Source organism: Arthrobacter sp. SLBN-112, from assembly GCF_006715225.1.
GTDB lineage: Bacteria > Actinomycetota > Actinomycetes > Actinomycetales > Micrococcaceae > Arthrobacter.
Map to the genome: position 1 here is coordinate 4164133 of NZ_VFMU01000001.1, position 26398 is coordinate 4190530.

Annotated in this window: 29 protein-coding genes; 20 read left to right on the plus strand and 9 right to left on the minus strand. The window is 62.1% G+C overall.

Annotated elements, in window-relative coordinates:
* The first annotated feature begins 108 nt into the window (after positions 1-108).
* The 16 genes from FBY33_RS19095 (at position 109) to FBY33_RS19170 (ending at position 14846) form a co-directional block, all read left to right on the plus strand.
* Positions 109-555 (plus strand): TadE/TadG family type IV pilus assembly protein, encoded by a 447-nt coding sequence (locus FBY33_RS19095; protein ID WP_142031969.1) that lies wholly within the window; start codon positions 109-111, stop codon positions 553-555.
* Complete coding sequence (locus FBY33_RS19100) at positions 543-1577, plus strand: TadE/TadG family type IV pilus assembly protein (RefSeq protein WP_142031970.1); 1035 nt, start codon at positions 543-545, stop codon at positions 1575-1577. The genes FBY33_RS19095 and FBY33_RS19100 overlap by 13 nt, the downstream gene beginning before the upstream one ends.
* Positions 1578-1643: 66 nt before the next feature.
* Positions 1644-2387, plus strand: a complete 744-nt coding sequence (gene cpaB / locus FBY33_RS19105; protein ID WP_235010613.1) for a Flp pilus assembly protein CpaB — start codon at positions 1644-1646, stop codon at positions 2385-2387.
* Positions 2384-3580 (plus strand): AAA family ATPase, encoded by a 1197-nt coding sequence (locus FBY33_RS19110; protein WP_142031972.1) that lies wholly within the window; start codon positions 2384-2386, stop codon positions 3578-3580. Before cpaB (FBY33_RS19105) ends, FBY33_RS19110 begins: the two co-directional genes overlap by 4 nt.
* Positions 3581-3693: 113 nt before the next feature.
* Positions 3694-5013 (plus strand): CpaF family protein, encoded by a 1320-nt coding sequence (locus tag FBY33_RS19115; RefSeq protein WP_442858356.1) that lies wholly within the window; start codon positions 3694-3696, stop codon positions 5011-5013.
* Entirely contained in the window at positions 5010-5957 is a 948-nt protein-coding gene (locus tag FBY33_RS19120) for a type II secretion system F family protein (protein WP_142031975.1), read from the plus strand. The genes FBY33_RS19115 and FBY33_RS19120 overlap by 4 nt, the downstream gene beginning before the upstream one ends.
* A gap of 9 nt (positions 5958-5966) precedes the next feature.
* Positions 5967-6875: a type II secretion system F family protein gene (locus FBY33_RS19125; RefSeq protein WP_142031976.1), complete on the plus strand. Its 909-nt coding sequence runs from the start codon at positions 5967-5969 to the stop codon at positions 6873-6875.
* Between the two features lie 171 nt (positions 6876-7046).
* Positions 7047-7382 carry a Flp family type IVb pilin gene (locus FBY33_RS19130; protein WP_235010614.1) on the plus strand — a complete coding sequence of 112 codons (336 nt, stop codon included), beginning with the start codon at positions 7047-7049 and terminating at the stop codon, positions 7380-7382.
* 106 nt (positions 7383-7488) lie between these two features.
* Positions 7489-7878, plus strand: coding sequence for a TadE/TadG family type IV pilus assembly protein (locus FBY33_RS19135; RefSeq protein ID WP_142031978.1), 390 nt, complete (start codon positions 7489-7491; stop codon positions 7876-7878).
* A complete protein-coding gene (locus FBY33_RS19140) occupies positions 7866-8894 on the plus strand; it encodes a pilus assembly protein TadG-related protein (protein ID WP_142031979.1) in 1029 nt (342 codons plus the stop codon). The genes FBY33_RS19135 and FBY33_RS19140 overlap by 13 nt, the downstream gene beginning before the upstream one ends.
* 41 nt (positions 8895-8935) lie before the next feature.
* The gene (cpaB, locus tag FBY33_RS19145) at positions 8936-9706 is read left to right on the plus strand and encodes a Flp pilus assembly protein CpaB (protein ID WP_142031981.1); all 771 of its coding nucleotides are present in this window, start codon (positions 8936-8938) and stop codon (positions 9704-9706) included.
* Positions 9703-10899 (plus strand): AAA family ATPase, encoded by a 1197-nt coding sequence (locus tag FBY33_RS19150; RefSeq protein WP_142031983.1) that lies wholly within the window; start codon positions 9703-9705, stop codon positions 10897-10899. Before cpaB (FBY33_RS19145) ends, FBY33_RS19150 begins: the two co-directional genes overlap by 4 nt.
* On the plus strand, positions 10900-12441 hold the full coding sequence (locus FBY33_RS19155) for a CpaF family protein (protein WP_142031984.1): 1542 nt from the start codon (positions 10900-10902) through the stop codon (positions 12439-12441).
* A gap of 4 nt (positions 12442-12445) precedes the next feature.
* A complete protein-coding gene (locus FBY33_RS19160; RefSeq protein ID WP_142031986.1) occupies positions 12446-13378 on the plus strand; it encodes a type II secretion system F family protein in 933 nt (310 codons plus the stop codon).
* Positions 13379-13385: 7 nt separating this feature from the next.
* Positions 13386-14270: a type II secretion system F family protein gene (locus FBY33_RS19165; RefSeq protein WP_142031988.1), complete on the plus strand. Its 885-nt coding sequence runs from the start codon at positions 13386-13388 to the stop codon at positions 14268-14270.
* Between the two features lie 93 nt (positions 14271-14363).
* Positions 14364-14846 carry an Hpt domain-containing protein gene (locus FBY33_RS19170; protein WP_142031989.1) on the plus strand — a complete coding sequence of 161 codons (483 nt, stop codon included), beginning with the start codon at positions 14364-14366 and terminating at the stop codon, positions 14844-14846.
* Between the two features lie 3 nt (positions 14847-14849).
* On the opposite strand, the gene FBY33_RS19175 is transcribed toward FBY33_RS19170, so the two are convergent.
* Entirely contained in the window at positions 14850-15629 is a 780-nt protein-coding gene (locus FBY33_RS19175) for a response regulator transcription factor (protein WP_142031991.1), read from the minus strand.
* A 252-nt stretch (positions 15630-15881) separates the two neighbouring features.
* Here FBY33_RS19175 and FBY33_RS19180 point away from each other — a divergent pair, with 252 nt between their 5' ends.
* A complete protein-coding gene (locus tag FBY33_RS19180; RefSeq protein ID WP_142031993.1) occupies positions 15882-17549 on the plus strand; it encodes an ATP-binding protein in 1668 nt (555 codons plus the stop codon).
* Between the two features lie 127 nt (positions 17550-17676).
* Here the strand turns inward: FBY33_RS19180 and FBY33_RS19185 are convergent, their stop codons facing one another.
* From FBY33_RS19185 to FBY33_RS19220, 8 genes are all read right to left on the minus strand, one after another.
* Positions 17677-18570, minus strand: a complete 894-nt coding sequence (locus FBY33_RS19185; RefSeq protein ID WP_142031995.1) for a tRNA pseudouridine synthase A — start codon at positions 18568-18570, stop codon at positions 17677-17679.
* 32 nt (positions 18571-18602) lie between these two features.
* On the minus strand, positions 18603-19172 hold the full coding sequence (rplQ, locus tag FBY33_RS19190; protein WP_142031996.1) for a 50S ribosomal protein L17: 570 nt from the start codon (positions 19170-19172) through the stop codon (positions 18603-18605).
* A 68-nt stretch (positions 19173-19240) separates the two neighbouring features.
* Positions 19241-20251 (minus strand): DNA-directed RNA polymerase subunit alpha, encoded by a 1011-nt coding sequence (locus FBY33_RS19195; protein WP_013601812.1) that lies wholly within the window; start codon positions 20249-20251, stop codon positions 19241-19243.
* A gap of 130 nt (positions 20252-20381) precedes the next feature.
* Positions 20382-20783 (minus strand): 30S ribosomal protein S11, encoded by a 402-nt coding sequence (gene rpsK / locus FBY33_RS19200; protein ID WP_018769149.1) that lies wholly within the window; start codon positions 20781-20783, stop codon positions 20382-20384.
* Positions 20784-20837: 54 nt separating this feature from the next.
* Complete coding sequence (rpsM, locus tag FBY33_RS19205) at positions 20838-21212, minus strand: 30S ribosomal protein S13 (protein ID WP_028275004.1); 375 nt, start codon at positions 21210-21212, stop codon at positions 20838-20840.
* A gap of 176 nt (positions 21213-21388) precedes the next feature.
* The gene (gene rpmJ / locus FBY33_RS19210; protein ID WP_009358722.1) at positions 21389-21502 is read right to left on the minus strand and encodes a 50S ribosomal protein L36; all 114 of its coding nucleotides are present in this window, start codon (positions 21500-21502) and stop codon (positions 21389-21391) included.
* A gap of 71 nt (positions 21503-21573) precedes the next feature.
* Complete coding sequence (gene infA / locus FBY33_RS19215) at positions 21574-21795, minus strand: translation initiation factor IF-1 (RefSeq protein WP_009358723.1); 222 nt, start codon at positions 21793-21795, stop codon at positions 21574-21576.
* Between the two features lie 171 nt (positions 21796-21966).
* Positions 21967-22896, minus strand: a complete 930-nt coding sequence (locus FBY33_RS19220) for a P1 family peptidase (protein ID WP_142031998.1) — start codon at positions 22894-22896, stop codon at positions 21967-21969.
* A 215-nt stretch (positions 22897-23111) separates the two neighbouring features.
* On the opposite strand from FBY33_RS19220, the gene FBY33_RS19225 reads away from it, so the two are divergent.
* From FBY33_RS19225 to FBY33_RS19235, 3 genes are read left to right on the plus strand one after another with little or no spacing between them, the layout of a single operon-like run.
* A complete protein-coding gene (locus tag FBY33_RS19225; RefSeq protein WP_200831424.1) occupies positions 23112-24071 on the plus strand; it encodes a carbohydrate ABC transporter permease in 960 nt (319 codons plus the stop codon).
* Between the two features lie 41 nt (positions 24072-24112).
* Entirely contained in the window at positions 24113-24988 is an 876-nt protein-coding gene (locus FBY33_RS19230) for a carbohydrate ABC transporter permease (RefSeq protein ID WP_235010677.1), read from the plus strand.
* Positions 24989-25048: 60 nt separating this feature from the next.
* Complete coding sequence (locus FBY33_RS19235) at positions 25049-26398, plus strand: ABC transporter substrate-binding protein (RefSeq protein WP_142032001.1); 1350 nt, start codon at positions 25049-25051, stop codon at positions 26396-26398.

The following is a 26398-nucleotide window of genomic DNA, read 5'->3' on the forward strand; positions in this document are numbered from 1 at the left end:
GCTAAGGTGCAGCTCGTCCCCTGCGACGAGTCACCTGTCGCCTCATCATCACCCATAGCTCGGCCGGCAGCTCCAGTAAACCGGTCTTCTTAGAACTCGGGTCACAACATGAAGCAAAAACATAACCAGCCGAGGCAGTGCTCCCGAAATACGCGGGAGGCCGGTGCCGTAGCTGTGGAATTCGCGCTTATCCTCCCGATCTTCCTGGTCCTAGTCCTGGGAATCGCTGAAATGGGGCGGGCATTTAACATTCAGGTTTCGCTAAGTGAAGCCGCTCGCGAGGCAGCCCGCTATGCAGCCATTCACAACGCCGAGTCCAGCTATTCAGCCTCTAGCGCACAGGCTGCAGGAGTAGCCGCGGCCCCGTCGGTCGGTCTGTCCGCCTCGGATATTGGCATCGCATTTACCACGGGAGCCAGTTGCAGCACAACCGGAAACGCTGTGGCGACCGTGACTTATTCAACTCCCTGGATGACAGGTTTCCCCGCTCTTATACCGGGAATGCCTGCCACTCTCTCGATTCAAGGGAAAGGCGTAATGCGATGCGGCGGTTAAAGACGAAACATAATGAACGCGGGGTCATCGCCCCGGTAGCAGCCCTAAGCATGGTCGCTTTACTAGGCCTGACGGCCTTCGCAGTGGACGTCTCGATGATGTACTCGGAGCACGCCCAACTTCAAAACGGCGCGGACGCGGCAGCACTCGGAATCGCTCAGGGATGCCTGATCTCGCCGGCATCTGCTGCCTGTTCCTCCCCCGTTACCGAAGCGTCGGCACTGGCAAATGTGAATGCTCTGGATTCCCATTCAAACGTCATCAGTGCGACAGTCTCATCCGGCCTGGTCGATGTGACTACACAGGCACAGGACACGTCGGGCAACAACCACTTTTCCCTTGTCTTCGCCCGCGCGCTCGGCATCCAAACATCTGACATCCGGGCCACCGCCCAGGCGAAGTATGGCGGCTTCTCTGCCGGCAATGTGATACCGCTCGGTTTCTCCAAGTGTGAGTCTGATCCCGGGTTCACCAAGGACTTGCAGTTCTTTCCGTCCCACGGCGACGCACTTTCTTCCGACCCTGCCTATGAATGCACAACGACCTCGTCCTCTGGGCTTGAAATACCTGGCGGCTTCGGCTGGCTTGACCACCCCTCCGGGACCTGCAGTGCCTACGTAAATATTGCTGACCCATGGGTAGGCACCAACGCGGGCTCTGATTACGACGCCGATTGTGCGGCAACAATGAACAAGTGGGGGGCGACACTTAGTGACCCCTCCAAAACAGTCGAAATCCTCATTCCAATTTTCGACGATGCGCGCGGAACAGGAAGTAACGCCGAGTTCCATATAGAGGCATTCGCTCAGATTTCACTTCGCGGCTGGAACCTTGCGGGCGGCAGCACTCTCCCCGAAGACTTCATGACCACGGAAGCCAAAAACTTGTCCAAGGATCTCAAGCTCAAGAACAGTGACAACGGCATTTTCGGTCGCTTCATCAAAAAGGTTTCCCTTGCTGAGGCCATGACGCTTGGGGGCCCAACTACATACGGCCTAACCGGCGCCCAACTCACTAAGTAGATCGATCTTTAGCAGGTGAGGCTGGAGCAGCCAGCTTCACGAATGAATAACCAAAGGAGATAACAAGTGAAAACTCGCCTTCTGGGAGGCATCGTAGCGCTTGTGCTCGCAATAGTTGGCACATTGCTTTTAGTCTCATACGTCCAAGGTTCTGAAGCCAGGGCCCAAGCAGACCTGCAACCGATCGATGTTCTGGTGGTCGAAAAGCAGATTCCGCAAGGATCAAGCCTGGACCAGGTCAAGTCTGCAGTAAAGCTCACTTCCCTTCCCTCCGCTTCAGTACCGAACGGAGCGCTGAAAAGCCTCGATGGTCTCGATGGGAAAGTAACATCCGCCGAGCTGGTCCCCGGAGAACCCCTTCTCGGAGTCCGCCTCGTTGACCCGACAAGCCTGGCAGCCCCAGGATCTGTCCCCGTGCCCCCCGGCATGCAGGAGATCTCAGTGCAGCTCGACGCACAGCGGGTGGTCGGCGGACGAATCGCGGCCGGCGACACTGTCGGCGTCGTCGCCTTGTTCGCCGGCGATAACGCGGACGGCGGAACTGCCCAGCAGATCTTCCACAAGGTACTGGTCACCAGCGTCCAGCGTGCTGCTGCTCAAGGTTCTGCCGGCAATCAAGAGGCCTCCAGCGAGCAGGCAAACACTCAGCTGCCATCCGGCCAGTTGCTGGTCACTTTCGCACGAAACGACACCGACGCTCAAAAAATCGCCTTCGCCGCAGAGTTTGGAAAGCTCTGGCTCACGAAGGAACCGGCCTCGGCTACCGAAAGCGCTCCGACCATTATCAAGAAAGTGGAGCTGATCAAATGAGCAGGTTTGTGTTGATCACACCGGACAACGCCTTCGTTCAAAAAACGAAGCAGGCCACGAGCGGGCTCCACGGCACACTGCAAACACTCCAGACAGACTACCTGCCACCGAGTCCGGACGATATCCTTCGCGCAATCAACGGAGACCCGGCGGAAGTGATCCTTCTTGGACCCGAGCTTCCAACGGACGACGCGATTCGGCTGGCAAGTCTGTTTGATCTCCAATTTCCGGAAATCAGCGTAGTCCTGGTCACCAACGGCGGATCCGATGTTGCCCTGCCCGCCATGCGCGCCGGCATTCGTGACCTGCTTAGTCCAGAGGCCGGAGTTGATGACATCCGCGCGATGTTGGAAAGGGCCAGCTTGGCATCCGCAGGACGACGTCGCGGGCTGGGAGCATCTGTAGCCGAGGCACCCACAGGTACACGTATCGTCGCTGTCATGTCCCCCAAGGGCGGAGTGGGCAAAACCACGGTGACCACCAACTTGGCCGTGGGCTTGGGCAAAATTGCCCCGACCGGTGTCGTGGTGGTTGACCTGGACCTGCAATTCGGTGATGTGGCCTCCGGCCTCATGCTGGAGCCCGAACGCACCTTGGCTGATGCGGTCATCGGCGCGGCGGTCCAGGACAGCATGGTGCTGAAGTCATACCTAACGCTGCATCCATCGGGAGTCTATGCTCTCTGCGCCCCCCTGAACCCGGCCCAGGCAGATCAAATCACCGGAGATCAGGTAGGACACCTCATCTCGCAACTGGCCAGCGAGTTTCAATACGTCGTTGTCGACACCGCTCCTGGTTTGGGCGAGCACGTACTCGCAACGTTGGATCGTGCTACCGATGCAGTTTGGGTCTGCGGCATGGACATCCCCAGTATCAGGGGCCTGCGAACCGGTTTTCGGATCCTCGACGAGTTGGGCCTTGTGCCGGAGAACCGTCACGTCCTGCTTAATTTTGCGGACCGCAGGAGCGGCTTGACCGTGCAGGACGTGGAGGCCACCATCGGCTGTCCGGTGGACGTAGTCCTTCCGCGGTCCCGCGCCGTTCCGTTCTCCACCAACAAGGGAGTCCCGCTTCTGCAAGACGGCAGCCGGGACGGTGCCGCCCGCGGTTTGGCGCAATTAGTGGACCGCCTCAAGCCGGATTGGAAGGAAAGACAGCACAAGAAGCTCCACAGAAGGGCGGTAGTCCAGTGACTTTGGCACGAAGGTTAGAAGAAGCACGGGGAAACGACGAGGCAAAAAACGGTGGCCCCGTTTCGTCACCCGCAGGCTCTTGGCATCCGAACGCGGCACCTTCCGCCGACTCTGTGGTCTCCCCAAGCTACGCCAGCGAACCCAATGAAGCCCTTAGTGCTGTCAAGGACCGCGCGGGCATTGCACTGTATGAGCGCATGGGCAGCCGGATCACGGACTCTTCCATGGACGACGCCGAACTGCAGCAGTACGTCAAGGATGAGCTGAAAAAGATCATCGAAGAGGAAGACATCCCACTGACGCTCAGCGAGCGCAACCGCCTGGTTCAGGAGATCATCGACGACGTCCTGGGGCTCGGCCCCCTCGAGAAATTCCTCAAGGACGGCGATATCACCGAGATCATGGTCAATGGCCCGGACAAGATTTATGTCGAACGACAAGGAAAGCTGGGGATTACCGGATCAAGGTTCAACGATGAGGACCATCTTCGCAAGGTCATCGAACGGATCGTAACGAAGGTTGGCCGGCGAATCGATGAATCCTCGCCCCTGGTGGATGCCCGTCTGAGCGATGGTTCCCGCGTCAACGCCATCATCCCACCCCTGGCTGTCAGCGGATCGTCCCTGACCATCCGCAAATTTGGCCAGGTACCGCTGACCGTCAACAATCTCGTTTCACTGGGATCAATGTCCCCGGAAATTGCGGAGCTGCTCCACGCATGTGTCCGCGCAAGGCTGAACATCATTGTCTCCGGCGGCACCGGTACAGGTAAGACGACCATGCTCAATGTCCTGTCATCCTTCCTGCCTTCCGACGAGCGAATTGTCACTATTGAAGACGCGGTGGAACTTCAGTTGCAGCAGGATCACGTTGTCCGGCTGGAAAGCCGCCCGCAAAACATCGAGGGCAAAGGCGAGATCACCATCAGGGATTTGGTGCGCAATGCATTGCGAATGCGACCTGATCGGATTGTGATCGGCGAAGTCCGTGGCGGGGAATCCCTGGACATGCTGCAAGCTATGAACACCGGCCACGACGGCTCGATTTCCACTGTCCACGCTAACTCGCCCCGGGACGCGATCTCCAGGCTCGAGACTCTGGTCCTCATGGCAGGCATGGATCTTCCGCTCCGTGCGATCCGCGAGCAGATTGCTTCCGCGGTGAACCTTATTGTTCACATTTCCAGGCTTCGGGATGGCTCCCGACGGATCACTCACGTGACCGAAGTCCAAGGCATGGAAGGGGACATTGTCACCCTTCAGGACGCCTTTGTCTTTGATTACAGCGCGGGAGTGGACGCCAACGGGAAGTTCTTGGGCCGCCCGGTACCAACAGGGGTTCGTCCGCGCTTCGTGGATCACTTCGCTGAGCTGGGCATTCCACTGTCTCCCGCTGTTTTCGGTTCTTCCCCGGTGGGCGGTGGCTTCAGGTGACCGTTACAAACCCGGTATTCCTTGCTCTGGGAGTCACACTCTGCTTGGCTGCGGGGGCTGTACTTTTCCTGGTCACGTTCAAAAGCGCCCGAGGAGAAATTGCAATTTCCCGGCGACGCCCCGGCGTGGTCAATGGCCCCACCCTGCTGACGCGGGCCACGGATTCGGCTACGTCTTTCTTGGAACGGAACGTCAGTAAGAACGCTCGGTTCGGCAGCAGGGCATCTTTGGAACAGGCCGGCCTGAAAATGCGCCAGGCAGACTTTCTGTTGCTCGTAGCCTGCAGCGCTGTCACGGCCGGGTTCGTTGGCTTCATCCTTGGGGGGCTGCTGCCGGGGGTTCTCTTCGTTGTGGCGACACCCCTTTTGGCCATGGTGGTCTTGAACGTGCTGTCCGCCCGACGTCGTGCCAAGTTTGAGGCTCAGCTGGGTGACACCCTGCAGATGCTCTCAGGCGGCCTGCGTGCCGGCCACAGCCTCCTGCGTTCTGTTGACGCGGTGGCCAAGGAGGCGGACGCTCCCACCTCCGAAGAGTTTGCCAGGCTGGTCAACGAAAACAGGCTTGGCCGGGACCTCAGGGACTCGATGCTCGACGCCGCACATCGGCTGCGCAGCGAGGACTTTGAATGGGTAGGACAGGCAATCGAAATCCACCGCGAAGTGGGCGGCGACTTAGCTGAAGTCCTTGACCAAGTCGGGGAAACCATCAGGGAACGAAGCCAGATCAAGGGCCAAGTCAAGGCCCTCAGCGCCGAAGGCAAATTGTCCGCTTACATACTCGTCGCTTTGCCGATCGGCATGTTCCTTTACATGTCGGTGGTCAACAGCTCCTACATCGCCACGCTCTACACCAATTTGATCGGCTGGATTTTGCTTGGCGTCGCCGTAGTACTGCTGGGCCTTGGGTCGTTCTGGTTGAGCCGCGTCGTCAAGATCAAGTTCTAGGAGGAATGAATGACAACCATGGCTTGGCTAATCGTTGGCCTCATAGTGTTCCCCGTTTCCTTCCTGGCGTGGTCGTTCCTCTCCGTGGACCGCCGGGGCGTCGCGGCCGTCCGCAGCAACCTTGGAAAGGGTATCCGCCTGATCGACAGCGGAGTGCCCGGGGCAATCGTTTCCGGGCAGTCTGATTCCAAACCGACAGTCCCCCTCGGAATGAGGGTCACACCAAAGGGCTATGTTGCTTGGCTGGATAAGCTCCTTGCCCGCGCCGGCCGCCCGGCGCAGCTGCCCCTCCCGCGCCTCCTGATCGCCAAACCGGCCCTGGCGCTCCTCGTCGCGGTATTGGGAATCCTCTTCATCAGCAACAATGTGACCCCCTCTGCCTCGCTGTTCGTGGTGCTCGCGGCCGCCCTCGCCTACTTCGTCCCTGACATCCTGGTTCACGGCAGGGGCGCGGAACGCCAAAAAGCTATCGAACTGGAACTACCCAACACCTTGGATCAGATGCTCATTTCGGTTGAGGCCGGCTTGGGTTTCGAAGCTGCCATGGCCCGGGCGGGTCAAAATGGAAAAGGGCCACTGGCTTTTGAGCTCATGCGAACCCTCCAGGACATGCAAGTTGGCCGAAGCCGACGTGAAGCCTATGAGGCCCTGGCCACAAGGACCGACGTACCCGACCTGAGGTCCTTCGTCCGTTCCGTCGTCCAGGCTGACATCTACGGCATCGCCATCGCAAAGGTCCTCAGGACGCAGGCAAAACAAATGCGAATCAAGCGGCGGCAACGTGCTGAGGAAAAGGCCATGAAACTGCCCGTCAAGGTTCTGTTTCCGCTGATGTTCTCCATTCTGCCGGTGCTTTTCATCGTGATCATTGGCCCGGCGGCAATCAACGTCATGAAGAACTTCGCCGGCGTTTTTTAGGACCCGATTCGCACCACATCGCGCTGTGGCGCCCCATAGACCGGACCCCCTCGGAACCCAGAACCGAGGGGGTCCATTCGTGTGCCCGGACGTTTCGGATTCCAAGGTCCGGCGCAGTGCCAGCGAAGGAAAAGCGCAGGAACAGGGCTCTTTGGGAAGGCTTAGCACAGGATGCTGCAAATTCCGGTCAATGTGCCATCAAGCGTTGCTATGTTTTTTTCAGAGCTGGTGCAGGGCCAGCTTCCCCCACTCGCTCAGGAGTTCAAAATGCTTTCTCTCATCGCCAAATTTCAGACTTTCGGTTTCATGATCAAGAACCGCCTCCAGGAAGAAAAGGGCGCCACCGCCGTCGAATACGGCATCATGGTTGCCCTCATCGCGGTGGCCATCATCGTCGCTGTCACGCTTCTCGGTGGCAATCTGACCAACCTGTTCGGCAAGATTGCTTGCGTGAACCTGAAGAGTCCCGCCGGAACTTGGAGCGACACGGCGCACACTTGCTCCTAGTCGCACCTCGGCTTCTTTATCCATAGCCTGACCAGACGGAGTGGTGATGGCGGTCAGCCAGCACCACTCCGTCATACTGTCTACCGATTCTGTTGAGAGGCCGGTCGTGACTGAAAGATCCGAACGCGGTGCGGTCGCAGTTGAGTTTGCGCTTCTTGCGCCAGTTTTGGTCATGCTGTTGCTTGGCATTATGGAGTTCAGCAGGGCCTACAACGCGCAGGCCTCACTTTCGGCAGCTGCGCGCGAAGGTGTGCGCGTGATGGCCATCACCGGCCTCGAGGCGCCGGCACGTTCGGCAGCCAAGAACGCAGCGGTCTCCCTACAGCCCGGCTTGCAGGACACAAACATAATCTTTGGGGCACCGTGCCCTTCAACGGTCAGCACCGGGACAAGTCCGCAGGCCACCATCACCATCACATATTCGCTGTCCACCATGACGGGCATTGCTGGCCCGTTCACGATGACCGGCAGAGGAGCCATGCTATGCGGCGGCTGACACCGGCGAAGACAGATCACGACGGCGAACGCGGTATGGTGAGTGTGATCGTCGCCATTATGCTTGTGGCTTTTCTGGGTTTCGGAGCCATAGCCGTAGATGTCGCCATGATGTATTCAGAGCGTGCTCAACTCCGAAACGGAGCGGACGCTGCTGCCCTCGCGGTGGCCCAAAAATGCGCGAAAAACGCCAGCGACCCCGACTGCTCAGACACTTCGCCACTCGCAAGAAGTTTGGCCAACAGCAACGCGACTGACGGCCTGAGCAATATGAAGTCCATAGTGCTCGACGAGACCGGCCGCACCGTGACGGCAACCGTTGGCTCGCAGGAGGCCGACCACGCCCCGAACCAGGTGTCTCTCTTCTTTGCCCGCGCCCTGGGCTTCAACACCACCGAGGTAAACGCACCGTCAACAGTTGGTTGGGGTAGCCCGGTAAAGGGACCGACCGCCTTTCCTATTACCGTTTCCATCTGTCAAGTCCGCGGCAAGACAGACTTAATGCAACTCCTTCGCCTTCATGGAACGGGGGCAAATGCCGGCTGTTTCTACGGGCCGTCCGGGGCAGCCGTTGAAGGCGGGTTCGGCGGCCTCCAGCAAGACGCCAATTCATGCGGAGCTGTTATAGACATCGCAACAGCCCAGGCCAACGGCGACACAGGTAACAATGCCCCGCCGCACTGTGAGGACACCCTGAACTCTTGGGCGACGGACATGAACGCAGGCAGGGACGTCATCATCTTGCTCCCTATTTTTAATACAGTCACCGGCACGGGAACAAATGCTGTCTTCGGGCTCACAACATTCGCCGCCTTCAAGGTAGCCGGCTGGAAGGTCGGCAACACTGGACTCCCCTACACTTTCCGCAACCGAACACCCGACGTCCCGGCCGCACTTGAGTGCCGGGAGCCTTGCCGGGGCATCATCGGAACATTCGTCAAATATGTTTCCCTCGCGAAGGGCTACACCCTCGGTGACGTCAACCCCGACGGCGCAACCGTCGTCGAACTCCGCTAGCCCGGGCAACCCATGATCTTCGAACTCTCCAGGAGCAACCAGTGAAGTCCCGTTTGTTGGCCGGCGTAGTGGCGGTACTGCTTGCCATTGTCGGCGCGGTCATAGTGGTGACCTACGCCCAGGGTGCAGACCAGCGGGCAGTCGCGAACCTTGAGCCCGTGGGAGTCCTGATGGTCAACAAAGCGGTGCCTGCCGGCTCGTCGGTCGAAACCTTGAAGGCATCCGTGGCGCTTCAGCAGTTGCCGGGCACCGCCGTCGCAAGGACCGCCTTGAACACCCTTGACGGGTCTGCCGGAAAGGTCACTTCGGCGGATCTTGTCCCCGGTGAGCAACTTCTGGCCGAACGCCTCGTCTCCCCCGAAGAACTGAAGACCTCAGGCTCCGTGCCGGTGCCTGCAGGCCTGCAGGAAGTCACTTTCCAGCTTGAACCTCAGCGCGTTGTAGGTGGCCGACTCGCTCCCGGCGACACTGTGGGCATCTTCATCTCCCTGCCCAACGGCGGCCTTGATGCGAAGCCGGACAAGGAAACTGTCCAGCTGTCCATCCACAAGGCTTTGGTGACGGCAGTCCAGCGCGCGCCGGAAGCAACAGCGGCCAAGCCTTCCGCCCAAGCAACCGATGCCGCCCAGCCGGATCCCAAGGACATCAACCTACCTACGGGCATGCTGATGGTCACGGTAGCCGTCAACGACGTGAACTCGGACAAGATCGTTTTCGCTGCAGAATACGCTTCCCTCTGGCTTAGCCGTGAACCAGTCGACGCCCAGGACAGCGGGCCGCGCGTCATGACCCGGCAGGACCTGTACAAGTGAGCCGCTTCGTCCTTATCACCCCCGACACCGGCTTCGACTCCCGCCTCCGTGAGGCGGTGGCGGGCGGCCTACACGGTGGCGTGCAAACCTTCGCCACGAGTTTGCTCCCCGCTGACCCGCACCAGCTCTTCGAGAGCCTGGACCAGGAGCAGCCGGAGGTCCTGATCCTGGGACCCGAGGTTCCTTTGGACGAGGCACTACGTTTCGCGACAGTTCTGAAAGTCGGCTTCCCGGAGCTCGCCGTGATTGTGGTCGCCGAACCCGAACCCGAATTCCTCCTGCATGCAATGCGGGCAGGCATCACCGACATCGCCGCCCCCGGTTCGGACGCCGCTCAACTGCGGGTCCTCCTGGAGCGCGCCAGTCAGTCCTACGCCAGCCGCCACCGCATACTTGCGCCGCAGCAGGTCGCTGAGAGCAACAAGGGCCTGATCATCGGCGTGTTCTCGCCCAAGGGCGGCGTAGGCAAAACCACCATCGCCACAAACATCGCCATCGGGCTGGGCAAGATCGCTCCCATGGGCGTTGTGATTGTTGACCTGGATCTCCAGTTTGGGGACGTTGCCTCAGGGCTGTACTTGGACCCCGAGCACACCGTGACGGATGCGGTGTCTCCGGCCGCGAGCCAGGATTCCCTGGTCCTCAAGGCCTTCCTCACGGTCCATCCGGGCAGCATCTATGCGCTTTGCGCTCCCACAACGCCCGTGGACGCAGACGAGATCACCCCGGACCAGATCGGCCGGCTGATCGAACAGCTGTCAGAGCAGTTCCAGTACGTTGTGGTGGACACGGCGCCAGGGCTGCCGGAAATAGGGCTCGCAGCCATGGAAAAGTGCACCGATGTGGTGTGGGTCAGCGGCATGGACATTCCGAGCGTCCGTGGATTGCGCTCGGGGCTGGATGTCCTGCGCCAGCTGGATATCCTCCCGGAGACGCGGCACGTGGTGCTGAACATGGCCGACTCCAAGACAGGACTCACGGTCCAGGACCTCGAATCCACCATCGGTGCGCCCGTTGACGTGAGTATCCCTCGTTCCCGTGCGGTGGCCCTGTCCACCAACCGCGGGGTCCCTGTGCTCCAGGAGACTGTGAAGGATCCGGCAACCAAGGGCCTCAACCAGCTCGTAGAACGCTTCAATCCGGCGTGGCGGGCAAAATCGCAGCGCAAACTGCACCGAAGGGTAGTGGTCTAAATGAAACTCTCAGAGCGCATCAGCGCCGCCCAAGCCAAAACCCAGCCTGCATCCGCGAAGGCGTCAGCGCCTTCGCTCCCTAAGCCTCGCCCCGAAATCCCCACCCAGCGCGTGCACTGGTTGGAACAGCCCCCCGGACAAGGAACGACGACGGCGGCACCGCCTGCCGCCGTCGTTCCTGCCCACGCACATCCGGAAGAGGCACGGCCAAAACCTCTCCAGCCCGTGGACGTTTTCGCCGCGCTCAAGGAAAGAGCCGCCACCGCTCTGTTCGAGCGCCTGGGTGCGCGGTTCAACGACTCCGGGATCACCGAACACGAACTGAAAACCTCGGCACGGGAAGAACTGACCCGCATCATTGATGCCGAGCAGGTTCCGCTGTCTGCCGAGGAGCGGACGCGCCTTGTGCAGGACGTCGCCGACGACGTCCTCGGTTACGGTCCGCTGCAGCGGCTGCTGGATGACCCCGCCGTCACGGAAATCATGGTCAACCGCATGGACCAGATCTACGTCGAACGTAAGGGCCACCTCACGCTCGCGGACACCCGCTTCAGTTCCGAGCAGCACCTTCGCAAGGTTATTGAACGCATTGTGTCCAAGGTGGGCCGCCGCATCGACGAGTCCTCTCCCCTGGTGGATGCGCGCCTCGAAGACGGTTCGCGTGTCAACGCCGTCATTCCGCCCCTGGCGGTGGGCGGCTCATCGCTGACCATCCGAAAGTTCAGCAAGACTCCGCTGACGGTGCGGAACCTGATCGATTTCGGAACCTTGACGCCGGAGATGGCCGAGCTGCTTAATGCTTGCGTCAAAGCCAAACTCAACATCATCGTGTCCGGCGGTACGGGCACCGGCAAGACCACACTCCTCAATGTGCTCTCCTCCTTCCTGCCCTCGGACGAACGAATCGTCACCATCGAGGACGCCGTGGAACTGCAAATCCAGCAGGACCACGTGGTCAGGCTCGAAAGCCGCCCGCCCAATACTGAAGGCAAGGGCGAAGTGACCATCCGCGAATTGCTCCGCAACTCCCTCCGTATGCGGCCGGACCGGATTGTGGTAGGCGAGGTCCGTGGCGGCGAATCGTTGGACATGCTCCAGGCTATGAATACCGGCCACGACGGTTCCCTCTCCACGGTCCACTCCAATTCTCCACGCGACGCTGTTGCCCGTCTGGAAACGCTGGTGCTCATGGCCGGGATGGACTTGCCACTGCGGGCCATCCGGGAGCAGATCGCCTCTGCCGTGAACCTTATCGTCCAGATCTCCAGGCTCCGTGACGGTTCCCGGCGGATCACCCACGTCACCGAGGTCCAAGGCATGGAAGGGGACATCGTCACCCTCCAGGACGCCTTCGTCTTCGACTATTCCGCGGGCGTTGACCAACACGGGCGCTTTCTGGGCAAGCCCGTTGCCACCGGCATCCGGCCGCGGTTCATCGACCGGTTCGAGGACCTCGGGATCCACGTGTCGCCGGCCGTTTTCGCCACGTCGGCCGGGCCGGGCCCCGCTGCGACGAGCCCAACGGGCACCGGAAAGGCCTAGGACGATGCTAATCATTCTTGGAGCCGCATTACTGTTCCTCGCCCCCATCATGCTGGGCGTGGCGCTGGTACTCCCACGCACCCCCGACATCGCCCTGGACCGGCGCCGCCCCTACGAGGCGGACCCGCCGTCGCGCCTAACCCGTCTCGCAGATGCCACAGTGGGTGGCCTGGGACGATTCCTGGGCACCAGGAACATCCGTCTATTCAACCGCGACGCTCTTGAAAATGCCGGCGTACGCTTCAGCCAGACTGAATACATGGTGCTGGTCATCGCCGGCGCCGCCGTGGGCGCTCTGGTTGGGCTCGTCATGGGTATTCCTGCTATCTCCGTCCTGCTCGTTGTCCTGGCGCCGTTCGTGGGCCACCTGGTGCTGGGCTTCCGTGCCGGCAGACGGCGCGCCAAGTTCGATGAACAACTGGGCGACACCCTGCAGCTGCTCTCGGGCGGCCTTCGGGCAGGCCACAGCATCCTCCGGGCCATCGACGCCGCAGCCGCTGAATCCCAGAGCCCCACATCGGAGGAGATGCGGCGCGTCATCACCGAGACGAGCCTTGGCCGTGACCTGCTCGCCTCACTGACTGACACCTCTGAGCGCATGCGGAACGAAGACTTCGTTTGGATAGCCCAGGCCATCCAGATCAACCGCGAAGTGGGCGGCAACCTGGCGGAGGTGCTGGACCAGGTGAATGAGACAATCCGGGAGCGTTCCGAAATCAAGGGGCACATCAAGTCCCTTGCCGCAGAGGGGAAATTCTCGGCGTACATCCTCATCGCCATGCCCTTTGGCATCGTGCTGATGCTGATGACTGTGAGTCCCGGGTACATGAATTCGATGTTCACGCACCCGCTCGGTTGGGGCATGATCGGTGCGTCGGCTGTGCTGATGACGATTGGCAGCCTGTGGATGCGCAAAATCATTGATCTGAAGTTCTGAGGCCGCCATGAGCCCTCTCGTAATTTCCTCGCTCCTGCTGGTTTCCGTTCCCATCGGCTTCCTTGCCTGGTCCATCCTGTCCGTCGACAGGAAGGCGCGGACTGCCACCGTCGCCATTCTCACCCGAGGGCGACAAACTGCCGAAGCAGAGGAGAAACAGTCCGGGGGCTTCCTGGCAGGGGTCGGTTACCGCCTGACTCCCCCGGCTTATGTCCGAAAGCTCGATCGTTTGCTGTCACTCGCTGGCAGGCCGCTGTCCATGCCCCTCGAAAAGGTTCTTGGCGCGAAGATAGCCCTCGGCGTGGCCGGCGCGTCCCTCGGCCTCTACCTGAGTGCCGTCGGCAGTACGCCCATCATGAAACTGGCAGGCCTGTTTCTCCTCATCCTGGGCTACTTCATCCCGGACCTCCTGCTTTACAGCAAAGGCAAGGAGCGCCAGAAGGCCATGCAGCTGGAACTGGCCAATACCCTTGACCAGATGCTGATCTCGGTGGAGGCGGGGCTTGGCTTCGAGGGCGCCATGGCCCGGGCCGGGGAAAATGGCAAGGGACCGCTCGCAGAGGAACTGGTCCGTACCTTGCAGGACATGCAGGTTGGACGAAGCCGCCGGGAATCGTACCAGGCTCTGGCCGAGCGGACCAGCATCCCGGAGCTGAGGAGCTTTGTCCAGGCGGTGATCCAGGCAGACACCTACGGTATTGCCATCAGCCGGGTACTGCGGATCCAGGCAAAGGTCATGAGGGTAAAACGCCGCCAGCGTGCCGAGGAGAAAGCCATGAAACTGCCGGTGATGATCCTTTTCCCGCTACTCTTCTTCATCTTTCCCGTACTCTTCATCGCGATTCTGGGTCCCGCAGTTATCAACATCATTGTCACTTTCAGCGGCCAGTAAAGATACTCAGTGCGGCGGCAAGGTTGCCTCAAGGTTTACACAGAATGAGAAGAAACAGGACACCGAAGGATTTCCAGGAAGTAGCCTTGAACAATGAACAGTCCAGATCCCGGTTCCAGCGGAAAGAGCCCCGCTGCGGACTACCCGCTGTCCGGGGTCGGTTTGCCCGCCGCTCCCGTTCCGGCCGCCGGCGCGGCCCCTTTGCTGGAAGAGGCCGCGCTCTTGCCGCTGGTTGATGCCGCCGTGCTGGAGGAACTCGAAGATGAGCTGGCCGGATCCGGGCTGGCGCAGCGTTTCGCCCGTGACTACGCCGCCATGTGGGACCTGCGGCTCGCCCGGCTGGGAACAGCAGTGGAGAGCCGGGACGAGGACCTTGCCCTTGATGCCGTCATCAGCCTCAAGATCAGCTCCGCCATGGTTGGCGGGCTGCGGCTGGCCAGGCTCGCCGAACTCCTGGAAGGCCTGATCCGGCAGGGTGACTTTGCCCAGGGCCAGGCCTTGATGGCCGGTGTGGCCCTGGACGGGGCACGGACTGTGTCCGAGCTGCAGGCAACCTACATCCTGGAAAAGGGCTAGCAGCTACGCATCGTCAGGCCGCCGCGGCGCCAGCCGGTATCCCACCCCGCGGACAGTCTGCAGCCAGCGGGGGGAAATCGGGTCCTCTTTGAGCTTGCGCCGCAGGTTTCCCACGTGGACCTCCACGGCTCGCTCGTCCGCCTCGCTGATGTACGTGTCCCGGTCATAGAAATCACCGCGTACCGCCCGTACTAGGTCGGACCGGGTGCACACGGCACCGCCGCCCTTGAGCAGCACGTGAAGCAGGTCGAATTCACTGCGGGTCAGGCCCAGCGGCTCACCTTTGACTTCCACGGTGCGTGTCCGGTGGTTCAGCCGGAGCCCGTTGTGCTGCAGGACCCCGGGCTCGGGCTGTGCTGCGGCAGGAGCCGCGGCCTGTCCCCACTGTGATGTATTCCTCCCGGTCACCTCGTGGCGGGGCCGGCGCATCATTGCTGCCACCCTGGCCCGCAGTTCCCTGGGCCTGAAGGGTTTGGCGATGTAGTCATCCGCCCCTGCATTCAGGGCGGACAACAGGTCCGGTTCGTCGGTCCGACCTGTCAGCATCACCACGTAAGCGTTGCTGAAATTCCGGATCCGCCGTAAAACCTCAAACCCATCAATATCGGGCAGGCCAATATCCAGCGTCACAACGTTGGCCTGCTTGCTGCGGACCACCTCAACCCCGGCCCGCCCATCAACTGCTGTATGCACCTCGAAGCCCGCCTGGCTCAACACACCTTCAAGGAGGTTGCGCACATCGGCGTCATCTTCGATGACTACAGCTACACCAAGATCGTCCATTGCTATCCCTGCGCCAGGCGGAAATGGCCCCCCATTGGCCCAGCGCCAATGCCAATCCCGCTCCAACCATTTATACGCTACTAGTAAGCCGGGCTGATGACAGCCGAATCGGCGCTGAAAATTGAAAAGTCAATTATTATGACAAGACATGTGCAATATTCAAAGGAAAGGGTGGATACCAAGGTAACCGGGGGAATTGCTGCACCTTGGCCTCACCTGCTTTCCGAACGCAAAGGGGTACGAGTCAGAAACATGGCTGAGCCGTTGTTCCACCGGGGCCCGGGCCGCATCTTCCGGCGGCTGGGAACCCGCGCCCAGGTGGCGTTGTGCCAACTCCCCCTTACCCTCATGGTCGCGGCGATTGCCGTGGCCACCCCGTTCGCCTGGCCCTCGCTGATGCACAGTCCCTTGTACGTCGCCGGGCTTATCCTTCACGCGGTCTTGTTCCTTGGCTGCTTCCTGGTGCCCTGGGAACGCCTGTCACACCGCCCGTACCTGCTGATCCCCGTGCTGGACTTCGCGGCCATCGGGTTCCTGCGCAACGGCGCCGCACCGCTCCTGCCGGGACTGGCGGTGCTGGTGATTTTCCCGGTCATCTGGCTCTCCGCCTCCGGCATGCTGGCGCGCAGCAGCCTGGTGCTCAGCTTTCTGGGACCGTTCCTCATCATGGTCCCTCCCGCTGTGGGCCACTTCCCCTCAGTAACAGCCTCGGACCTCACCACAGTTGTTCTCTTCCCCGTGATGATGCTCGCAGTCTCCCTGGCCATCCGCTTCGCGAGCGTGAGTCTCCGGCAGCAGCAGGCCGAGCTCGCGAACAAGGACCGTGAACTCCGGGACCTGCTGGCCGCAAGCCGGGAACGGGAGAAGCTGCTGGAGACGGTACTGGACGCCACCGACGTCGGTATTGCCGCCGTCGACCGTTCCGGCCACTTCCTGGTATCCAACAGCCGCCAGCGCAACTTCCGCCGCGCCACCGGCGCGCACGAGGCGATCCCCGGGCAGGGGCACCAACTCATCTTCGGCCAGGACCGCCGCACCCTGCTCCCCCATGACCGGCGGCCCATCAACCGGGCCATGGCGGGCGAGTCCTTCGCCGACTATCTGGTGTGGGCCGGAGAGGGCTCCGACCAGCGCGCCGTCTCCACCGCTGCCCGTCCGCTGGTGGGCGAAGACGGCCGGCTGACCGGGGCTGTGGTGGTGTACAGCGACGTCACCGGCTGGGTGGAATCCCTGGCCGCGAACCAGGAGCTGGTGTCCAACGTTTCGCACGAATTCAAGAATCCGCTGAACTCAATCATCGGCAACATAGACCTGGTGCTGGACGACGCCGGCAGCCTGCCCCCGCAAGTGGCCCAGCGCCTGCTCGTGGTGCAGCGCAACGCGGAACGGCTGCTGGACCTGGTGGCCGACCTGACCGCCTCCGCCTCCACCACCCTGAACGTCCACCCCAAGCGGACCGACCTTGCCAGCCTGGTGGAGACCAGCCTGAGTTCGGCCCAGGCCTTGGCGCAACGGTCCCACGTGGAGATGGCCGCCAGCGTCCCCTCGCCCCTGTGGGCCTACGCTGATCCGCTCCGGATTGGGCAGGTGCTGGACAACCTGGTCTCCAACGCCATCAAGTACTCTCCCGACGGCGGCAGGGTCAGCATCAGCGCGGACGCTGACCGGCAGTGGGTTCGGCTGAGCGTCACGGACACCGGGATGGGCATGACCGGCGAGGACGCGGCGAGGGCCTTCAACCGCTTCTTCCGCGCCGAGTCCGCCCAAAAGGCCGCCATCCCGGGCGCCGGCCTGGGTCTTTCGATTACCCGGATGATAGTGGAGCGCCACGGCGGCACCATCGCCTGCCAGAGCGGTGAGGGGCGAGGCAGCACGTTCACGGTGACGCTGCCGGCCGAGGGCCCGCCGCCCGCCTTCTGATCATCGATTGCTCCGTACATGCCGTTTTGAGGCCTGATAACGGCATCTACGGAGCAATGGATGGGTGGGCCCACGCCCGGAGGGTTCCCTGGCCGAGCTTGCGAGGTTAGGGGACGGGTGGGGAGGGTCAGTGTTCTCGGAGGGCGCGGGTCAGTTCCGCACGGGCCAGCAGCTCGCCGTCGGACGGGTAGGCCACTTCCTCCAGCACCAACGGATGCGGGGCGGCCAGCACCGACTTGGCGTCGCGCTTTTGCAGCAGGAGCCGCTCATACAGCCAGCCCGGCTCCTCAACGCCCTCACCCACATACAGCGCGGAGCCGATGAGTGCCCGCACCATGTTGTGGCAGAACGCATCAGCCTGGACCGTGGCCACAATGACGCCGTCCTCGCCGCGCCGGAACTCGAAGCGCTGGAGTTCCCTGATGGTGGTGGCGCCTTCCCGCGGCTTGCAGAAGGACAGGAAATTCTGAAGGCCCAGCAGCTTGGACGCCGCCTCGTTCAGGAGCGCCACATCCAGCGGGTTCTTGTGCCATAACGTGAAGTACCGCTCCAGCGGGTCCCACCGGGCCGGCCCGACGGCAATGCGGTAGCTGTACCGGCGCCAGAGGGCGGAGAAGCGGGCGTCAAAGCCCACGGGCGCCAGCGAGATCCGGTGCACCTCCACCGCGCCGGTCAGGTCGCCCAGGACACGGCTGAGCGCACCGCGGAGCCTGCGCATCATGGCGACGGCGGGATCCAGTTCGTGCCCGCGCGGCAGTCCCTGCCACTCGTCTTCCGTGAGGTCCAGGTGGACCACCTGGCCGCGGGCGTGCACCCCGGCATCGGTCCGTCCCGCAACGGTGACACGGATGGGCCGCCGGACCAGTAGATGCAGGGCTTCCTCCAGGACGCCTTGGACGGTGCGCAGACCCGGCTGCAGCGCCCACCCGCTGAACGGGCCGCCGTCGTAGGAAAGATCAACCCGGATACGCAAAAACCCGCCGCCCCCTGGAACGGGGGCCGCGGGTTTTTGGTGGTTCACAGACCTAAGTCTATGCGAAGAAAATCAGCGAATTACTTCGCGTCCTTCTCCTCGGCAGCCGGAGCTTCAGCAGCTTCCTCAGCGGCCGGAGCCTCTTCGGTTGCAGCTTCCTCAGCGGCCGGAGCCTCAGCAGCTTCAGTCTCAGGAGCTTCTTCTGCAACGGGAGCAGCAGCGGCTTCCTTCTTGTCGGCATCGCGCTTGGCAGCGGACGTAGCCTCGGCTACAACAGCCTGCTTGGCGGAAACCGGCTCGAGGACCAGCTCGATGACAGCCATGGGAGCGTTGTCGCCCTTGCGGTTGCCGATCTTGGTGATGCGGGTGTAGCCGCCATCGCGGTTCTCCACAGCCTGCGCGATGTCGGTGAACAGCTCGTGGACGATGCCCTTGTTGCTGATCAGGCCGAGAACGCGGCGGCGGGACGCGAGGTCGCCACGCTTGGCGAAGGTGACCAGGCGCTCTGCGTACGGCTTCAGGCGCTTGGCCTTGGTGACCGTGGTGGTGATCCGCTTGTGCTCGAACAGGGATGCTGCCAGGTTCGCGAGCATGAGGCGCTCGTGAGCCGGGCCGCCGCCGAGGCGCGGACCCTTAGTGGGGGTAGGCATAATTGTTTCTCCTCATGTGGAAGCCGTGGGCGGCACACCGTGGTGCTGCCCGCCGGCCAAGGTCTGGTTTAGAGTTCGTCGTCGCCGAAGGCGGCGTCGTCCTCTTCGATTGCTGCGGCGCGTGCTGCGAGGTCAAAACCGGGAGGCGAGTCCTTGAGGGACAGGCCCAGTTCAACCAGCTTTGCCTTGACCTCGTCAATGGACTTTGCACCGAAGTTGCGGATGTCCATCAGGTCAGCCTCGGAGCGGGCAACGAGTTCACCCACGGTGTGGATGCCCTCACGCTTGAGGCAGTTGTAGGAACGGACGGTGAGGTCCAGATCCTCGATCGGCAGTGCCATGTCGGCTGCCAGGGCAGCGTCGGTGGGCGACGGGCCGATCTCGATACCTTCAGCTGCGGTGTTCAGCTCACGGGCCAGACCGAACAGTTCCACCAGGGTGGTGCCTGCGGAAGCAACGGCATCGCGCGGGGCGATGGCCTGCTTGGTCTCGACGTCGACAATCAGCTTGTCAAAGTCGGTGCGCTGCTCAACACGGGTTGCTTCCACGCGGAAAGTAACCTTCAGCACCGGCGAGTAGATGGAGTCGACCGGGATACGGCCGATCTCTGCGTCGCCGGACTTGTTCTGAGCTGCCGAAACGTAGCCGCGGCCGCGCTCGATGGTCAGTTCGAGTTCGAACTTGCCCTTCGAGTTCAGCGTGGCGATGTGCAGATCCGGGTTGTGGAATTCGACGCCGGCCGGCGGAGCGATGTCCGCGGCGGTGACGACTCCGGGGCCCTGCTTGCGCAGGTAAGCCACGACAGGCTCGTCGTGCTCGGAGGAAACCGACAGGCTCTTGATGTTAAGGATGATCTCGGTGACATCTTCCTTGACACCCGGAACCGTGGTGAACTCGTGCAGCACACCATCGATCCGGATGCTGGTTACGGCAGCACCGGGGATGGAGGAGAGCAGGGTACGGCGGAGGGAGTTTCCGAGGGTGTAGCCGAAGCCCGGTTCCAGCGGTTCGATGATGAAACGCGAACGGTTTTCGGAGACTACCTCTTCGGAGAGGGTGGGGCGCTGTGCAATGAGCACTTAGGTTTCCTTTCGGCGAGCATCCGCTATATGACGCAACACAGGTAGTGGAAATTCGGTCTGAAGACTTAACGCGCTGGGCTTGCCCGGACCATCACTGGTCCGGGCAAGCTCCTGCTGCGGAAAAGAATTAGACGCGGCGGCGCTTCGGCGGGCGGCAGCCGTTGTGCGCTGCGGGGGTGACGTCCTGGATGGAGCCAACCTCGAGGCCTGCGGCCTGCAGCGAACGGATTGCGGTTTCGCGTCCGGAACCCGGTCCCTTGACGAAAACGTCTACCTTGCGCATGCCGTGCTCCTGCGCACGCTTGGCAGCGGCTTCGGCAGCCATCTGGGCAGCGAACGGGGTGGACTTGCGCGAGCCCTTGAAGCCAACCTCACCGGAGGAAGCCCAGGAAATAACAGCACCGTTGGGATCCGTGATGGAAACGATGGTGTTGTTAAAGGTGCTCTTGATGTGCGCCTGGCCAAGCGCGATATTCTTCTTGTCCTTCTTACGCGGCTTGCGAACCGCGCCACGAGTCTTCGGGGGCATTTTTTCTCCTACAGAAAGTTATTGGGGAAAGTCCGTAAATCCCGGGCGGGGATTTTAACGGGCCTTCTTCTTGCCTGCGACGGTGCGCTTCGGACCCTTGCGGGTACGGGCGTTGGTCTTGGTACGCTGCCCGCGGACCGGGAGGCCCTTACGGTGGCGAATACCTTCGTAGCTGCCGATTTCAACCTTGCGGCGGATATCAGCTGCTACTTCGCGGCGAAGGTCACCCTCAACCTTGTAGTTGCCTTCGATGTAATCACGCAGCTCAACCAGCTGGGCATCGGTCAGGTCCTTGACGCGAACGTCAGCGCTGATGCCCGTGGCAGCCAGGGTTTCGTGTGCACGGGTCTTGCCCACGCCGTAGATGTAAGTAAGCGCAATTTCCAGCCGCTTTTCGCGGGGAATGTCTACGCCAGCGAGACGAGCCATAGTGGCAGTACTCCTTGATAAACCGGAGGTCGTAGGCAGTACACCCGCACGTTCCGTGCGGCCCCAGCCTCCGACCGGGGGTTAGCTGCCCGGGCTCCATACGTCCCAGGTCAGCTTGTGCTGCCTTTATTTACTTGCGTGGGTTAGCAACCCAGGATTTCCTTCAGGGAAGGAAATTAGCCCTGGCGCTGCTTGTGGCGCGGGTTCTCGCAGATCACCATGACCCGGCCATTACGGCGGATCACTTTGCACTTTTCGCAGATCTGCTTGACGCTCGGCTTGACCTTCATGGCGTTCCTTTGCGTGTAGCAGTGTGGTCAACTGGAGCGGCGGTCAGCGTGCGCTGAAGCCGCCCAGCAATTTACTTGTAGCGGTAGACGATACGACCACGGGTGAGGTCGTACGGGCTCAGCTCCACCACTACGCGGTCCTCAGGGAGGATTCGGATGTAGTGCTGGCGCATCTTTCCAGAGATGTGTGCCAGAACGATGTGCTTGTTGGTGAGCTCAACGCGAAACATCGCGTTAGGCAGCGCCTCGGTCACAACGCCTTCGATCTCAATGACCCCGTCCTTCTTGGCCATACCCTCCGCTAACTGTTGTTGCCGCAGCCCCGCCGGATTGCACCGGGCATGACCACGAACGTTTTTGTTGGATCGATTGCCGGCTCCAGGCCCAAAAGGGCGTGGCAGTCCAGACAACCAACAAACAACACTACCCTCTTGGGCGGTAAAAGTTAAATCGGCAATAGTAGCCTACGGGGTGCGGTACGCACCATATTCGCCCGCTGGAGTGCTGACGCCCTCAGCACTGGCCACCCCGTCCAGGATGGCTGAACGGACGACGTCGGCTGCCGCACTCTGCAGCGTAATCAGGCTGAGCTGCCGGGCTGCTTCGTCGCTGCGGTCCAGTGCCACACCACCAGTTGCCAGGCAGAAAACGGTGTCCCCGTCAGCCAGGGTGTGGGAAGGATTCAGTGCCCGGGCAATTCCGGCGTGGGAAGCAGAGGCAGTCCGCTTGCATTCGGCAACATCCAGGACAGCGTTGGTGGCGACGACGACAAGGGTGGTGTTGAGGGGCGGTCCAACTGCTGACTCCGTGAGCAGAGAGTGCTCTACCGTCGGCAGCCCTAGTGCGTTGACTATGGCCAAGGCTCCGACAACCACCCCCTTCTCGAGCGTGATGGAAGCCGTCCCGACGCCGCCTTTATAGGTCCTGCCAAGGAGTGCCCCGGTTCCCGCACCGACGTTGCCGCGTCCGACGTCGTGCCCTTCCTTTTGTGCCGCCGCGGCGGCCGTTGCCGCGTAGCCCATGTCCGGCGTCGGACGTGCTGTGAAGTCGCCGCCCCTGCCCAGGTCGAAGATGGCGGCGGCGGGAACGATGGGCACGACGCCGCCGGGAACGGAGAAACCCCTGCCGTTGCCCTCGCACCAGCGCTGGGCGCCGGCAGCGGACGCCAGCCCGTAGGCGCTGCCGCCGGTGAGGACTACGGCGTCCACCGTGCTGACCAGGGTGGTGGGGTCAAGGGCGTCCGTTTCGTGGGTGGCCGGCCCGCCTCCCTGGACATCCACCGAACCCACAGTGCCCGGGGGCGGCAGGACTACAGTGACGCCGGTCAGCCATCCCCCGCTGTCCCTTTGGACATGGCCTACCCGGATGCCCGGAACGTCGGTGATGCTTCCCATCCCCCTATTCTCCCCTCCGCAGGCGTGCCCCTGCCGCATTGGGAAACTTTGTGCGAGACTGCATTCAACACAGCGTTAACGGGCGACGAAGCCTTGGATAACAGTCCCCTGACAAGGGCATATGCGGGTTTCAGCCCTCTGACGGTCTGGTGTAGTAGTGCCTAGATCAAGCCAGGGCCGGCCACAAGCAGGCTCCCAACCCGGGAGAGACACGCATGACCCGTCAACTCGCCCCGCACCCAGCCGCCAAACCCAAGAGGCCTCCGGGCCGCTCGGCGAAAGTCCCAAAGCGGCGGTGGACCGCGAGGACCCGGCGGGACTTCTTCGTTTTCCTCGCCATGGCGCTGCCCAACCTGGTGCTGATCGCCGTCTTCACCTACCGTCCGTTGTTCAGCAACATGTATTACTCCACGCTGGACTGGACCCTGGGCTCCCCCACCGCAACGGTGGTTGGCTTCGCCAACTACGTCACCTTCTTCAGCAGCAATGACGCGCCGAAAGTCCTGGGGACCACCGCGGTGTTCACGCTGGTTACGGTGGGTGGTTCCATGGTTTTGGGCCTGCTGGTGGCGCTGGCCCTGAACGCGAAGATCCGTGGCACCACGTTCGCCCGTTCAGCCGTCTTTGCACCGTACGTCCTCTCCGGCGTCGGCGTTGGCCTGGTCTGGCTGTTCATCTTCGACCCCGGCTACGGCGTCCTGGCCTGGCTGCTGCGCGGCATCGGGCAGCAGAGCCCGCAGTGGATCAACGACCCCCAGCTCTCGCTGGTCATGGTGATCCTGGTGTACGTCTGGAAGAACCTGGGCTACTGCGCCGTGGTGTATCTCGCCGGGCTCCAGTCCCTTCCGCAGGATGTCATGGAGGCCGCATCCCTCGACGGCGCCAACGGATTCCGCCGTTTCACCAGCATCTCGCTGCCGCTGCTGTCCCCCACCACGTTCTTCCTCCTGATCACCACCATGCTCAGTTCCCTGCAGGCCTTCGACCTCATCCGGATCATGACACCCCTGGGCACCGGCACCAGCACCCTGATCTATGAGGCCTACCTGCAGGCCTTCGGCGCTTACAACAGGGCAGGCTACTCGGCAGCCATTTCCGTGGTCCTGTTCGCCATCCTCCTGGTGATCACCGTGCTTCAGTTGCGGTTCGTGGAACGAAAGGTGCATTACTCGTGACCTCCCTGTCCCCGGTCAGCCCCGACCCCACAGCCCCCGCCATCGCCGGGCCGGAGCCGGGCCTTCACCGAGACCGCCCCTTCTCGCGCCGCAACCTCATCCGCACCGTGGTGGGCGGCTACCTGCCGCTGCTCGTGGCCACCCTTGTGGTGTTCCTGCCCCTGCTGTGGATGGTCCTGAGCTCCTTCAAGCAGTCCGGCGAGATCGTCACCACGGACCTGAAAATCCTTCCGGAAAGCCTGAACCTGGAGAACTACCGGACCGCCATGACCACGGTGCCGTTTGGGCAGTTCTTCCTGAACAGCACCATCGTCACGCTGGCCGGGGCCACCATCAAGGTACTGCTGGCGATCCTGACGGCCTACGCTTTGGTGTTTGTCCGCTTCCCGTTCCGGAACTTCATCTTCCTGCTGATCCTGGTGGCCCTCATGGTGCCGCCGCAGGTGTCCATCCTGCCCAACTTCATCCTGATCGCGGGCATCGGCGGAAAGAACACCCTCTGGGGCATCATCCTCCCCGGCCTTGGCACCGCCTTCGGCACGTTCCTGCTGCGCCAGCACTTCCGCACCCTTCCCGCTTCCATCCTGGAATCGGCCGAGATGGACGGTGCCGGCCATTGGCGCCGTTTGTGGCAGATCGTGGTTCCCGTTTCGGTACCGTCCATCGCCACGGTGGCACTGGTGACCATCGTGACGGAATGGAATGACTACATCTGGCCCCTCATCATCACGGACCGCCCGGAAACCATGACCCTGCCCGTGGGGCTCACTCTGCTGCAGAACAACGAAAGCAATGCTGCCGGCTGGGGTGTCCTCATGGCCGGGGCAGTCCTGGTCATCGTCCCCATCCTGATCATCTTCGCGGCCCTGCAGCGCTACATCGTTGCGGGCCTCACCCAGGGCAGCGTGACCGGCTAAGCTGCCGGCCGCCGTCGTACTTTCCAACCCTTACAAAGGCACCAACCGAAAGGAACTGTCATGACACTGCACCTGGACCGGAGGCATTTCCTGGGCCTGGCAGGGGTATCCGCCTCTGCCGCCGCCCTTGCCGCATGCGGCGGACCATCCACAACCGGCGGCGGCCAAGCTACCTCCCAGGCGGCCGAGATCGACTTCAAGGACGTGAAGCCGGCGGCCAAGATCGACTTCTGGTCCAGCCACCCAGGCCAGTCGCAGGATGTGGAGAAAAGCCTGATCGAAAAATTCCACGCCAAGAACCCGGACATCACGGTCAACCTGGTTACCGCCGGAGCCAACTACGAGGAAATCGCCCAGAAGTTCCAGACCGCGCAGGCGGCAAAGTCGGGCCTGCCGGGCGTAGTGGTCCTGTCCGACGTCTGGTGGTTCCGCTACTACACCAACGGCAGCATCATTCCCGTGGATGGCCTGATCAAGCAGCTGGACATGAGGATGGACGATTTCCAGCAGTCGCTGGTGAACGACTACAAGTACGACAACAAGCAGTGGGCGCTGCCGTACGGCCGCTCAACGCCGCTGTTCTACTACAACAAGGACCATTTTGCGGCGGCCGGCCTTCCCGACCGGGCGCCGAAGACCTGGGATGAATTCGCTGAATGGGCGCCCAAGCTGAAGGCCAGCTCGGGCGCGCAGTACGCCTACATCTACCCCGCCCTCGCCGGGTACGCGGGCTGGACACTGCAGAACATGCTGTGGGGCTGGGGCGGCGGCTGGTCCAAGGAATGGGACATCACGTGCGACTCCACTGAGTCCGTGGCCGCGCTGCAGTGGGCGCAGGATTCGATCTATAAGGACAAGTGGGCCGGCGTCTCGTCCAAGGAAGCCGCGGATGACTTCTCTGCCGGCCTGACATCCACCACCATCTCCTCCACAGGTTCGCTGCTGGGAATCCTGAAGTCCGCCAAGTTCAACGTGGGCGTTGGTTTCCTGCCGGGCGGGCCCAAGGCGCAGTCAAACGTGTGCCCCACCGGCGGCGCCGGCCTGGGTATTCCCAGCGGCATCACCAAGGAAGAGCAGCTCGCGGCCGGAAAGTTCCTGGACTTCGTCACCCAGCCGGCGAGCACCGCGGAGTTCTCTGCGGCCACCGGCTACATGCCCACCCGCAAGTCCGCGGACATGGCGTCCGTCCTGGCCAAGACGCCGCAGATCAAGACCGCCATGGACCAGCTGGCCGTAACCAAGGTCCAGGACAACGCCCGGGTGTTCCTGCCCGGCGCCGACCAGGAAATGGCCAAGGCCGCCGCGAAGATCCTCACCCAACAGGGCGATGTGAAGTCCACCATGACGGACCTGAAGAACACGCTGCAGAGCATCTACGACCGCGACGTGAAGCCGAAGCTGAAGTCCTGA

Excerpts from the sequence above, each read along its gene's own strand:
- FBY33_RS19170 (WP_142031989.1), top strand. The coding sequence starts at position 14,364 with ATGAACAGTCCAGATCCCGGTTCCAGCGGAAAGAGCCCCGCTGCGGAC.
- rpsK (WP_018769149.1), bottom strand. The coding sequence starts at position 20,783 with ATGCCCCCGAAGACTCGTGGCGCGGTTCGCAAGCCGCGTAAGAAGGAC.
- infA (WP_009358723.1), bottom strand. The coding sequence starts at position 21,795 with ATGGCCAAGAAGGACGGGGTCATTGAGATCGAAGGCGTTGTGACCGAG.
- FBY33_RS19220 (WP_142031998.1), bottom strand. The coding sequence starts at position 22,896 with ATGGGAAGCATCACCGACGTTCCGGGCATCCGGGTAGGCCATGTCCAA.
- FBY33_RS19160 (WP_142031986.1), top strand. The coding sequence starts at position 12,446 with ATGCTAATCATTCTTGGAGCCGCATTACTGTTCCTCGCCCCCATCATG.
- FBY33_RS19180 (WP_142031993.1), top strand. The coding sequence starts at position 15,882 with ATGGCTGAGCCGTTGTTCCACCGGGGCCCGGGCCGCATCTTCCGGCGG.
- rplQ (WP_142031996.1), bottom strand. The coding sequence starts at position 19,172 with ATGCCTACCCCCACTAAGGGTCCGCGCCTCGGCGGCGGCCCGGCTCAC.
- FBY33_RS19130 (WP_235010614.1), top strand. The coding sequence starts at position 7,047 with ATGCTGCAAATTCCGGTCAATGTGCCATCAAGCGTTGCTATGTTTTTT.
- rpsM (WP_028275004.1), bottom strand. The coding sequence starts at position 21,212 with ATGGCTCGTCTCGCTGGCGTAGACATTCCCCGCGAAAAGCGGCTGGAA.
- FBY33_RS19125 (WP_142031976.1), top strand. The coding sequence starts at position 5,967 with ATGACAACCATGGCTTGGCTAATCGTTGGCCTCATAGTGTTCCCCGTT.
- FBY33_RS19175 (WP_142031991.1), bottom strand. The coding sequence starts at position 15,629 with ATGGACGATCTTGGTGTAGCTGTAGTCATCGAAGATGACGCCGATGTG.
- FBY33_RS19100 (WP_142031970.1), top strand. The coding sequence starts at position 543 with ATGCGGCGGTTAAAGACGAAACATAATGAACGCGGGGTCATCGCCCCG.
- rpmJ (WP_009358722.1), bottom strand. The coding sequence starts at position 21,502 with ATGAAGGTCAAGCCGAGCGTCAAGCAGATCTGCGAAAAGTGCAAAGTG.
- FBY33_RS19225 (WP_200831424.1), top strand. The coding sequence starts at position 23,112 with ATGACCCGTCAACTCGCCCCGCACCCAGCCGCCAAACCCAAGAGGCCT.
- FBY33_RS19140 (WP_142031979.1), top strand. The coding sequence starts at position 7,866 with ATGCGGCGGCTGACACCGGCGAAGACAGATCACGACGGCGAACGCGGT.
- FBY33_RS19235 (WP_142032001.1), top strand. The coding sequence starts at position 25,049 with ATGACACTGCACCTGGACCGGAGGCATTTCCTGGGCCTGGCAGGGGTA.
- FBY33_RS19095 (WP_142031969.1), top strand. The coding sequence starts at position 109 with ATGAAGCAAAAACATAACCAGCCGAGGCAGTGCTCCCGAAATACGCGG.
- FBY33_RS19155 (WP_142031984.1), top strand. The coding sequence starts at position 10,900 with ATGAAACTCTCAGAGCGCATCAGCGCCGCCCAAGCCAAAACCCAGCCT.
- FBY33_RS19110 (WP_142031972.1), top strand. The coding sequence starts at position 2,384 with ATGAGCAGGTTTGTGTTGATCACACCGGACAACGCCTTCGTTCAAAAA.
- FBY33_RS19165 (WP_142031988.1), top strand. The coding sequence starts at position 13,386 with ATGAGCCCTCTCGTAATTTCCTCGCTCCTGCTGGTTTCCGTTCCCATC.